Below are 11,918 nucleotides of genomic sequence, written 5' to 3'. Positions count from 1 at the left end.
GGTTGTCGAGTTGCATGAGGTTCAGCGTATTAGTCAAACATGACGATTATATTGTTTCAGACCATGTCCTTCATCAAGTGCGTACGATACCCGGCGTAACGTATCTGGATTTAATAACACGATTTTTAGCTGAGAAAGGGATATCACCCAGAAGTTTTGAAATCAAACATGTTTTATTCCGTGAACCTGTTGCGACGTCAGTCCATTTTGATAAAAAAGTCACCTTCCAGTTTACGGAACAAGAAAACGGCTGGCTTGTTGAAACAACAAGCAGGAAATGGGTCGCTGAAAAAGCGGAAGGTGAAGCGTCAGTCAACTTGCAGGCGGAAATCATAAGAAAAAATGCGATAAACGAAAAGACAATTTCAATCGAAGAATTAAAGAAAGGGGCCGTCCGGACTTCGGATGCTGAATCCGCCTATCGTAATTTGCGCAGGGGCGGCCTGATTCATAAAGATTTTATGAAATTGGAAGGTACGGTATATGAAGGTGAAAATTATATTCTGGGAGAGGTCAGTTTAAGCGGACTTTCAAAAGAATATACAGATGACTTTTACATGCATCCCGCATTTTTGGATGGGTCTCTCAGCTTGTTGGGAATCCTTACATCAGACTTGCCGGATGAAGGAACAAATGCGTTTATCCCTATATATATTGAGACATTCCGGGCACTGCATAAAACAACTGGGTCTTGTTTTGTGTATATTAATAAAACCAGTATAACGCAGCCGCCTTCTAAAGACATTTTATATGCGGACATAGAAGTATACAGGCCTGATGGAGAGCTTGCTTTTTATTATGAGCGATTCGGTGTGAAAAGAGTCAGAAATGAAAAATCAATACAAAGGCTGGAGCATTCCCAAAAAGCTAAAGAGGTCGGCAGCGCAACGAAAAATAAAGAAATAATCAGAAATAATTTGATCCAAGAGATAGCCGGCATGATTGAAAAACCTGCTGAAACAGTGAAGAATGATATTTCCTTTTATGAGATGGGCTTGGATTCTAAACAATTATTAGACTTATCCAAAAAGTTAGAACTGATGTTAGGTTCAAAGCTGTACCCGACTTTATTATTTGATTACTCCACAATCGGTGAATTGACGGAATATCTGCAGGAGAAATACGGAGCCGACATGACAGACTCTATCTCTGATACAGTTCAGCACCAAGACAGTCATAAAACATTAACAGATGAGCTGTCATCCATTATTGGAGAGGTTACAAACACACCGCCAAATAAAGCGGACAAACACCAATCTTTTTACGAACTGGGTCTTGACTCAAAACAGCTGCTGCATATATCGAAAATGCTCGAGGAAAGATTGGATACACAATTGTATCCGACATTGCTTTTTGATTATAACAATATTCATGATTTAGCGGCTTATTTAGAAGAAAAATATGATGTGCGTAATACGCCGGCCGCAGCTTTTAAAGAAAAAACGCAAACGAAAGAGCCGTCTGAAAAGCCGGTGCTTGATTCCTTGTATTTACAAAAAGAATGGATAGAATCGCCATTAAAGTCCGGAGAAGTACCTAAGGAAAATACACTGATTTTCGATTTCGACAGTTCATTGAGTGATGAAATCCGAAAGTACATCGGCAGTGAAAATGTTATTTATGCGGAAGCCGCCGCTGAATATGAAATGGTAAATGAAAAGCATTATAAATTTAATCCGGAGCAGTCTGCTCATTACACCAGACTGTTAGAAGATCTTAAAAAGTCCGGAGCGTTTCCGGCGTCAATCATTCATTACCTGTCAAAAAAAGTTTATACTGAGGCAGCGTTAGATTTGACTCACAGCTTTTATTCAATCCTTTATTTAAGCAAAGCGTTGATCCGTCAAAAAACAAAAGAAAACATCAACATTTTGTACGTGCATGACAAGGGTCAATATACAAACCCGGTTTACGCCGCGATTGGAGGCTTTTTTAAAACGCTGAATGCGGAGCAGCCGAATATAAAGTGTAAAACGGTTGAGATTTCTTCAAGACAAACCATTGAAAAAGCACCTTTGCTTCTCAATGAATTAAGTGCCGGACATCATCAGGCTGTGAAATATGACAGCGATCAAAAAAGGAGGGTGACAGCATATAAAGACGCTTCGCCGCAAACAGGACAAAAGGCCGCCAAGTTTGCAAAAAACGGGGTGTATCTCATCATCGGAGGATTAAGCGGCATCGGCTGGATTATTTCAGCGTTTCTTTATGCAAATCACGGAGCCAGCGTTATCATTGCCGGGCGATCGAAAATGACAGCAGACATGGAAGAAAAATTAGACAGCATCCGATATGACGGGGCAAGCATTTCTTATATCCAGGCTGACATGTCAGATAAGCAGCAGGTCATCAAGTTAGCGGAAAAAATTCATGCTGATTATTCCGAAATCAACGGGGTCATTTACAGTGCAGGCGTGTTAAAAGACTCTCTCATTATGAATAAAACAGACGCGGAAGCTCAAGCGGTGCTGCAATCAAAGGTCAATGGTGTGATTCATTTGGATGAAGCGCTCAGAGGTATGCCTTTAGACTTTTTTGTTTTGTTTTCTTCCATCTCCTCAGAAATCGGAAGTCTGGGTCAAGCCGATTACGCCTACGCCAATCGTTTTCTGGAGCATTTTGCCGAGTGGAGGGAAAGTATGAGAAAGGCGGGGGGAAGATCAGGAAAAACCATCGCTGTAAATTGGCCTTTCTGGAAAGACGGAGGCATGTCAGTTGATCCCGGCATTCAAGATATTATGAAAATGGAGTACGGACTTCACCCATTAGAAAATACTGCCGGAATCAAAGCTTTGGAACACTCGCTTCTCGGCCGAGGCCACCAGCTGATCGTGTTATACGGAGAAAAAGAAAAAATACAAAACGATTTCAAGCCGTTATCCGCCCGTTCAGCACCGCCTCTGGTAAGAGATTCAGCGATTGCAGCCGATTTTGATGCTTCGTCAATCGTTACGGAAGAAGCTGAAAGTCCTTTCCGAATACTCGGCACAGCTTCCAATCGTCATCTCGACGATTATTTGCATTATTGGAGCAGACTGAAGAAAGGAGCCCTTCAGCACAATCAAAGCGATGCCGCAAAAAAACTCATCGCTTTTTACCAGACAGAAGAAACGGAAACCGTTCATTTTCTGGCAAACACAGAAAATGCCCGGCATATGGAAATATTGATGAGCGGTAAGGGTGAAACAATTTTACTGATTTGCGGTTTTGCTACCACTGCTTACATGTGGAAAGAACAAATGAAGGAGTGGGCAGATCAATTTAATGTAATTGTCATACACACACCGGGTTACGGGCTGAGTGAGGGGAGCGCCGATTTTACACTGAGCGGGCTGGCTCAGACTTTTATCGAAGTGCTGAACGAGATAGGGGTTGCTTGGCCGATCCACATTGCGGCAGCTTCTTGGGGAGGCATGATAGGGCAGAGGATTGCCTATGAATACCCTGAAAAAGTAAAAACGCTCATTCTTTCCGGAAGTTACACCGAATACGAAGAAGACCCTGAAAGCAGTGTCGAGGAAAAACTGAAAAATGATTTTATAGCTATAGGAAAATCACATGAATATGAAAGTTTATACAGTAATCAATTCCTAAATGCTTCTATTGAACGTTTTATGAAGATACATCAACAAGAAGGCTATTCTACGATCGGCTTTTTAAAAGACATTCATACAAGAACGCTTATCCTTACGGGTGAGAAGGAAAGCGTAGTTGATCAGAAAGAAACAAAAAGGCTGCAGAAACTGCTGAGCAATGCAGAATTAAAGAAAATTAAGGGAGCGGGGCATCTTCCGAACATTACACATCCTGAAGAATTCAATAAAACGGTGTCAGAATTCATCAAGAAATCAGTAAGTAAGGGATGAAAACGATACATACAGTACAGGGGGAGAAAACAATGAAACAAACAATAAGCAATCCGGCATTTGATATGAAACAAATTAACGCTCTTAACGGCCATTATCAGACGATGATAGACAATGGAGATCTGCAATGTGCGAGTTATATGATGTCAAGAGGAGGTGAGGTTTTTGCAGCTGAGTCGTTAGGGGAATTTACCGGCGGACAAAAAGAAAAGCAAACATTTCAGCTTGATACAATCAGAGAAATCGGTTCTTTGACAAAAGTGTTTACCGCTGTAGCCGTCATGCAGCTCGTCGAAAAAGGTTTGCTCGATCTGAAAATGCCGGTCAAGCTCATTTTGCCAGCGTTTGATAAACCGGGTTTCGGAGAAATTAAAATTTTGCACCTTTTGACTCATACGGCGGGATTAAGTTTTGAGCTGGATATTCAAAAGGCTGAAGGCATTGACTTAACGAATGAGGAAGAATGGATAAACTATCTGGTCAGTACGCCTTTGGAGTACGGAGCGGATGAAGCATGGAACTATTCCAGAACCGGCTTTGTTATACTTGGCATCATTATTTCAAAAGTAACAGGCGTATCCTACGAACAGTATGTAACAAAGCATATTATTGAAGCGCTCGGATTAGAAAGAACGTATTTTTATGTGCCTGATGCTTTAAAAGAAGAAGTTTGTGTGATCAATGAGCACGAGTGCGTACAGCTGGAAAAAAGTCATCACCCGTATTTTCCGAATAAAGCGACAAGCGGTCTGTACTCTTCGTTGCGAGATATTTGGAAGTTAGCTGAAATGTTTAGAAATAAAGGCAGATTGAAAGATAAGAAGCTACTTGGAAGAAAAACAGTCGAAGCGATGCTGAGAAATCAAATAAAGCCCGGTCTTCCTTTTTACTTCTTCGGAGCGCCCAGAGAGGAAGGCGGCTTTGGTTTAGGCATTAATTTGTGGCCGGCCGGTGACCATTATTTCATGACAGAAGGCACCTTCTCACATCTTGGAATGGGGTGGTGCGGCATGTTTTCTGATCCAGCCGAAGATTTTACGTATGTATTTTTCACTCCGATTTCCGAGTTTCATCCTCATGCCGTGCTGACGCCGCTGAATATCGTGTGGGCGGGTATTGAATAATTGTCAAAAGCGTCGTCCCGTCTGTCCGGCAGGCGGGACGATTGCTAACTGCCCGTTTTTATCCCGCGGCATCTTTTCAAAGCCTGACCCGAAGTTAAATAACTTAATTTACTCTTTGTAATTTTTTTTAATTATAGTACAGTAGAGCATTTTTATAATACAGTTTAAAGTCTTTTATAGTACAGTTTGGCGCAATATGATCTTATGTTTTATAAGCGGTTTCAAAATGAGGTTATAAATAATTGACGGCTTTGTTTAATTACTGTAAACTATGGTTGTTGATCATATTGTACTAATAAAAAATCTTTTTTTATTAGTACAGTTTAAACGTCATTATCTTTGCTTAAGCGCTATGTGAATTTCTGAATGATTAATTTTAGAATTGCAGAGCATGATAAGACTGTTTTTAATACGGATGGCTAAACGGTATCCTAACCCTGTTAAATCAAAAGAAGAGGTGGTTTAAAAAATGGCTGCAAAGACAAAAACTTCAATTGTTGATAGCAAAAAACAATTTGATGCTATTAATAAGCAGTTTGAAACGTTCCAAATTTTAAATGCTGAAGGAGAAGTCGTAAATAAAGACGCAATGCCTGATCTTTCAGATGATCAGTTAAAGGAATTAATGAGAAGAATGGTGTATATCCGCATTTTAGACCAGCGTTCAATTTCTCTTTCCCGTCAAGGACGTTTAGGTTTCTATGCACCGACAGCGGGCCAGGAAGCTTCTCAAATTGCATCACACTTCGCGCTTGAACAGGACGACTTTATCCTTCCGGGTTATCGTGACGTTCCTCAGCTGATTTGGCACGGTCTTCCTTTACACCAGGCATTCCTGTTCTCAAGAGGCCATTTTAAAGGTAATCAGATGCCTGAGGGAGTAAATGCTTTATCACCTCAAATTATTATTGGTGCTCAAATTATCCAAACCGCAGGTGTAGCTTTAGGTCTTAAAAAGCGCGGTAAAAAAGCGGTAGCTATTACTTACACTGGTGACGGCGGAGCTTCTCAAGGTGACTTCTATGAAGGAATGAACTTTGCCGGAGCATTTAAAGCGCCAGCGATCTTCGTTGTTCAGAATAACCGCTATGCGATTTCAACTCCTGTAGAAAAGCAATCATCCGCACAGACAATTGCCCAAAAAGCAGTTGCCGTCGGTATTACAGGTGTTCAAGTAGACGGAATGGATGCACTTGCCGTTTACGCTGCAACCGCAGAAGCACGCCAGCGCGCAATTAACGGTGAAGGTCCGACTCTGATTGAAACTCTTACATTCCGTTACGGACCTCATACAATGTCCGGTGACGATCCGACTAAATATCGTACGAAAGAAATAGAAAATGAATGGGAGCAAAAAGACCCGCTCGTACGTTTCCGCAAGTTCTTGGAAAACAAAGGACTATGGTCTGAAGAAGAAGAGAACAAAGTGATTGAACAGGCCAAAGAAGAAATCAAACAAGCTATCAAAAAGGCTGACGGCGAATCAAAACCGAAAGTAACAGAGCTGATTGAGAATATGTTTGAAGAGCCGACGTTCAACTTGAAAGAACAACTTGAAATTTACAAAGCGAAGGAGTCGAAGTAAGCCATGGCGCAAATGACAATGATTCAAGCGATCACTGATGCGTTACGCACAGAACTGAAAAACAATGAAAACGTTCTGCTTTTCGGGGAAGATGTAGGCGTTGCCGGAGGCGTATTCCGTGCAACTGAAGGCCTTCAAAAAGAATTCGGTGAGGACCGCGTATTTGACACGCCGCTTGCTGAATCCGGTATCGGCGGTCTCGCTCTCGGTTTAGGCCTGCAAGATTACCGTCCTGTTATGGAAATCCAATTCTTCGGATTCGTATATGAAGTAATGGATTCAATTTCAGGACAAATGGCTCGTCTCCGCTACCGTTCCGGCGGACGCTGGACTTCTCCGGTGACAATCCGTTCTCCATTCGGCGGAGGGGTTCATACACCTGAACTTCACGCTGACAGTTTGGAAGGCCTTATCGCTCAGCAGCCGGGTATTAAAGTTGTTATCCCATCCACTCCTTACGATGCAAAAGGACTGTTGATTGCCTCTATCAGAGACAATGATCCGGTTGTTTTCTTAGAGCATATGAAACTTTACCGTTCTTTCCGTCAGGAAGTTCCTGAGGAGGAATACACAATTGAGCTTGGCAAAGCTGATGTGAAACGCGAAGGTACTGACCTTTCTATCATCACATACGGCGCGATGGTTCATGAGTCGCTTAAGGCTGCTGAAGAGCTTGAAAAAGAAGGCGTTTCTGCTGAAGTTATCGACCTTCGCACTGTAAGTCCGCTTGATATTGATACGATTATTGCTTCTGTTGAAAAAACAGGCCGCGCAATTGTCGTGCAAGAAGCTCAAAAACAAGCCGGCATCGCTGCCAACGTTGTAGCTGAAATCAATGACCGCGCGATTCTGAGCCTGGAAGCTCCGGTTCTGCGTGTTGCGGCGCCTGATACAGTATTTCCTTTCTCGCTTGCTGAGAGCGTATGGCTTCCAAACCATAAAGACGTTCTTGAAACTGCGAAAAAAGTTCTTGAATTTTAATCAGGCATCATAAAAGACGGTAAAGAGAGTCCTTTTCTCTTATATGAAGGAGTCTGTTTACTAGGTTCAATGCTTGCGTATGCATAACTAAAATTTGCTTAATCAACTAGGAGGTCGAAAACTGTGGCATTTGAATTTAAACTTCCGGATATCGGGGAAGGTATCCACGAAGGCGAAATCGTAAAATGGTTTGTTAAGCCGAACGACGAGGTAGAAGAAGACGATGTTCTGGCTGAAGTGCAAAATGATAAAGCAGTGGTAGAAATTCCTTCACCTGTTAAAGGAAAAGTATTAGAATTAAAAGTTGAAGAGGGAACAGTTGCAACTGTTGGACAAACGATTATTACGTTTGACGCACCTGGTTACGAAGATCTTCAATTTAAAGGAAGCCATGATTCAGGAGAGGCGAAAACTGAGGCTCAAGTTCAGTCGTCTGCTGAAGCAGGGCAGGATATCTCTAAAGAAGAGACTCCTAAAGAGCCTGCAAAAGAAACCGGCGCAGGACAGCAGGACCAAGTGGAAGCTGATCCGAACAAACGCGTGATCGCCATGCCTTCCGTACGCAAATATGCCCGTGAAAAAGGCGTGGATATCCGTAAAGTAACAGGTTCAGGCAATAACGGACGTGTTGTAAAAGAAGATATCGACAGCTTTGCAAATGGAGGAGCGGCTCAAGAAGCGGCACCGCAAGAAACAGCTGCACCTCAGGAAACAGCTAAACCTGCAGCGGCTCAGGCTCCTGAAGGCGAATTCCCTGAAACACGCGAAAAAATGAGCGGTATCCGTAAAGCGATCGCGAAAGCAATGGTGAACTCTAAGCATACTGCACCGCACGTAACTCTTATGGATGAAGTTGACGTAACAAATCTTGTTGCTCACCGCAAACAGTTCAAACAAGTTGCTGCTGATCAGGGCATCAAGCTGACTTATCTGCCTTACGTCGTCAAAGCATTAACATCCGCTTTGAAAAAATTCCCTGTTTTAAACACATCTATTGATGATAAAACAGATGAAGTGATCCAAAAACATTACTTCAACATCGGAATTGCAGCGGATACCGAAAAAGGCCTGCTTGTGCCGGTAGTGAAAAATGCCGACCGTAAAGCCGTTTTCGAAATCTCTGATGAAATCAACAGCCTTGCTACAAAAGCGCGTGAAGGCAAGCTTGCACCTGCGGAAATGAAAGGCGCTTCTTGCACGATCACAAATATCGGTTCTGCCGGAGGCCAATGGTTCACACCGGTTATCAACCATCCAGAGGTTGCGATTCTCGGTATCGGCCGCATCGCTGAAAAAGCGATCGTCCGTGACGGTGAAATTGTAGCTGCTCCTGTCTTAGCTCTTTCTCTCAGCTTTGACCACCGTATGATTGACGGAGCAACTGCACAAAATGCGTTAAACCACATCAAGCGTTTACTGAACGATCCACAACTTATTTTAATGGAGGCGTAATGTTATGGTAGTAGGAGATTTCCCTATTGAAACAGATACTCTTGTGATTGGTGCGGGACCCGGCGGCTATGTAGCTGCCATCCGCGCTGCTCAGCTTGGACAAAAAGTAACAGTCGTTGAAAAAGCAACTCTTGGAGGCGTTTGTCTGAACGTCGGCTGTATTCCTTCAAAAGCGCTCATCAATGCAGGCCATCGTTACGAGAATGCAAAACATTCAGATGACATGGGAATCACTGCTGAGAACGTAACGGTTGACTTTACAAAAGTCCAAGAATGGAAAGCTTCTGTTGTAAATAAGCTTACCGGCGGTGTTGCAGGTCTTTTAAAAGGAAATAAAGTGGACGTTGTAAAAGGGGAAGCTTATTTCGTAGACAGCAACTCTGTCCGCGTAATGGATGAGAACTCTGCGCAAACATACACGTTTAAAAACGCAATCATTGCTACCGGTTCTCGCCCTATCGAATTGCCAAACTTCAAATATAGCGAACGCGTTCTGAACTCTACAGGCGCACTTGCGCTTAAAGAAATTCCGAAAAAGCTCGTTGTTATCGGCGGCGGATATATCGGTACTGAGCTTGGAACAGCGTATGCGAACTTCGGAACTGAACTGGTTATTTTAGAAGGCGGAGATGAAATTCTTCCTGGCTTCGAAAAACAAATGAGTTCTCTCGTTACCCGCAGACTGAAGAAAAAAGGCAACGTTGAAATCCATACAAGCGCCATGGCTAAAGGCGTTGAGGAAAGACCTGACGGCGTAACAGTTACATTCGAAGTAAAAGGCGAAGAAAAAACGGTTGATGCTGATTACGTATTAATCACTGTCGGACGCCGTCCGAACACTGATGAGCTCGGCCTTGAGCAAGTCGGTATCGAAATGACTGACCGCGGTGTCATTAAAACAGACAAGCAGTGCCGCACAAACGTACCGAACATTTACGCAATCGGTGACATCATTGACGGACCTCCGTTGGCTCACAAAGCGTCTTACGAAGGTAAAATCGCTGCCGAAGCTATTTCAGGAGAGCCGGCTGAAATCGATTACCTCGGTATTCCGGCGGTTGTATTCTCTGAGCCTGAACTGGCTTCTGTCGGTTACACTGAAGCACAGGCGAAAGAAGAAGGCATTGAAGTCGTTGCAGCTAAGTTCCCGTTTGCAGCAAACGGACGTGCGCTGTCTCTTAACGAAACTGACGGCTTCATGAAGCTGATCACTCGTAAAGAAGACGGTCTTGTAATCGGTGCGCAAATTGCCGGCGCAAGCGCTTCTGACATGATTTCTGAATTGAGCCTGGCGATCGAAGGCGGAATGACTGCTGAAGATATCGCAATGACAATTCACGCTCACCCGACATTGGGCGAAATCACTATGGAAGCTGCCGAAGTAGCAATCGGAAGCCCGATCCATATCGTGAAATAATAATGTAACAAAGAAACAGCCCCCGTTTGTAAAAGCGGGGGCTGTTTTTATTGTGCAAGCACATGCTGCATAGGTTTGATGATATCCTCTTTTTTCTTTACGGATCCCTCAATCTTCATGACCACATGCCGATGATTGATCACCATCAGCGCAGGGAACGTGTTGATTTCCTCTTCCCATCCCTTTCTGTTGTCATAAACCTTCATTTGATCGACATGATGGGGATATTTCTTTTCTAAATCAAGAATCGCATCGTAATAAGGCACTTCTTTATCTATATGATTTTCATCGGAAAAAAACAAGATTTGAGTGTGATGAATGCTGTCGATCCGGTTTTTTGTGAATGGACTGACAGTAGAAACCGAACAGCTTGACAGAACGAACAGCATCAAAAAAAAGGGAATCACCGTACGGTAGCGCATCTATCTTACTCCTCTGTTTTATATAATATATGGGTTCATCCATTTATAAGGACTGTATCAAGTGTATCACGAGAGGTGAAAAACCTAAGGCTTGTTACTGAATTGTTATATAATTGAAACCGTTTTTAATGAAGAAATAATACGTGTGACAACTTGCGCAGCCGATGTGTAAAAAAGGCACATTGTTTTTCGTGAGAGCGCTGTTTTTTCGTTATACTGGGAGCAAAACCATATCAGGAGGGATTGTCATGTATAAAGCCGCTGCAGCTGTCATATGTATGTGCTTACTCGCCGGCTGCCAATCAAATGAAAAGATGCAAACAAACAAACCCCATTCTCAAGCCGCGGCCAATCATGCCAAACGGGAAAACCACCATACAAAAGAGGAAAAACAGAAAAAACAGAAGGCGGAGCCCCGTTACTATATCAATCCGAAAAGCTTTTCTGTGGAAAAAATGGATGAACAGAAAGAGAAAAAACCGATCGCATTGGTAACGATCGATGACGCGCCTGATCAGCATGCTGCTGAGATTGCGGACAAACTGCACGATCTCAATGCGTCAGCGATCTTTTTTGTAAACGGACATTTTTTGAAAAAAGATGAAAATAAGAAAGCGCTTAAGCATATTCATGAGTTAGGTTTTATGATCGGTAATCATACAATGACTCATCAAAACTTAAAAGATCTTTCCGAACAAAAACAACGGGAAGAAATCATTGGCGTCAATAAAGCGGTTGAAAAGGTAATAGGAGAGAAACCCGCATTTTTCAGGGCGCCTTTCGGAAGCAATACGGACTACAGTGACAGACTTATAAAAAAAGAAGGTATGGTGAAAATGAACTGGACCTTCGGGTATGATTGGGATCAGAAATATCAATCCAAAAAAGCGCTTACCGATATCACACTGAACAGTCCTTATCTGCGGGACGGGGCCAACATATTGATGCATGACCGGAAATGGACGGCGGAAGCCATGCCGGACATTGTAAAAGGATTGCGTCATAAAGGATATACTGTGATTGACCCTCGAGCTATAAAAAGACCGTAAAAAATAAATGTGTTATACAATT

Annotated in this window: 8 protein-coding genes; 7 read left to right on the top strand and 1 reads right to left on the bottom strand. The window is 42.9% G+C overall.

Going from position 1 to position 11,918, the window contains the following annotated elements:
* Positions 1 to 14: 14 nt before the first annotated feature.
* From BZ167_RS02130 to lpdA, 6 genes are all read left to right on the top strand, one after another.
* Positions 15 to 3,866 carry an alpha/beta fold hydrolase gene (locus tag BZ167_RS02130; RefSeq protein ID WP_062623331.1) on the top strand — a complete coding sequence of 1,284 codons (3,852 nt, stop codon included), beginning with the start codon at positions 15 to 17 and terminating at the stop codon, positions 3,864 to 3,866.
* A gap of 32 nt (positions 3,867 to 3,898) precedes the next feature.
* A complete protein-coding gene (locus BZ167_RS02125; RefSeq protein ID WP_015417396.1) occupies positions 3,899 to 4,990 on the top strand; it encodes a serine hydrolase domain-containing protein in 1,092 nt (363 codons plus the stop codon).
* 469 nt (positions 4,991 to 5,459) lie between these two features.
* Positions 5,460 to 6,575: a pyruvate dehydrogenase (acetyl-transferring) E1 component subunit alpha gene (pdhA, locus tag BZ167_RS02120; protein WP_003154530.1), complete on the top strand. Its 1,116-nt coding sequence runs from the start codon at positions 5,460 to 5,462 to the stop codon at positions 6,573 to 6,575.
* 3 nt (positions 6,576 to 6,578) lie between these two features.
* Positions 6,579 to 7,556, top strand: a complete 978-nt coding sequence (pdhB, locus tag BZ167_RS02115; RefSeq protein ID WP_003154528.1) for a pyruvate dehydrogenase complex E1 component subunit beta — start codon at positions 6,579 to 6,581, stop codon at positions 7,554 to 7,556.
* A 123-nt stretch (positions 7,557 to 7,679) separates the two neighbouring features.
* Positions 7,680 to 9,008: a pyruvate dehydrogenase complex dihydrolipoyllysine-residue acetyltransferase gene (gene pdhC, locus BZ167_RS02110; RefSeq protein ID WP_015417397.1), complete on the top strand. Its 1,329-nt coding sequence runs from the start codon at positions 7,680 to 7,682 to the stop codon at positions 9,006 to 9,008.
* A gap of 4 nt (positions 9,009 to 9,012) precedes the next feature.
* On the top strand, positions 9,013 to 10,425 hold the full coding sequence (gene lpdA, locus BZ167_RS02105; RefSeq protein WP_033574600.1) for a dihydrolipoyl dehydrogenase: 1,413 nt from the start codon (positions 9,013 to 9,015) through the stop codon (positions 10,423 to 10,425).
* A gap of 47 nt (positions 10,426 to 10,472) precedes the next feature.
* Here the strand turns inward: lpdA and BZ167_RS02100 are convergent, their stop codons facing one another.
* On the bottom strand, positions 10,473 to 10,847 hold the full coding sequence (locus BZ167_RS02100) for a hypothetical protein (RefSeq protein ID WP_007409664.1): 375 nt from the start codon (positions 10,845 to 10,847) through the stop codon (positions 10,473 to 10,475).
* 248 nt (positions 10,848 to 11,095) lie between these two features.
* Between BZ167_RS02100 and BZ167_RS02095 the strand changes: the two genes are divergently transcribed.
* Positions 11,096 to 11,896 carry a polysaccharide deacetylase family protein gene (locus tag BZ167_RS02095; RefSeq protein WP_007409665.1) on the top strand — a complete coding sequence of 267 codons (801 nt, stop codon included), beginning with the start codon at positions 11,096 to 11,098 and terminating at the stop codon, positions 11,894 to 11,896.
* Positions 11,897 to 11,918: the final 22 nt, after the last annotated feature.

The organism is Bacillus sp. 275 (assembly GCF_001999205.1).
Classification (GTDB): Bacteria; Bacillota; Bacilli; order Bacillales; family Bacillaceae; genus Bacillus; species Bacillus velezensis.
The sequence above is the reverse complement of the archived record's forward strand: the minus strand, read 5'-3'. Positions and strand labels throughout refer to the sequence as shown.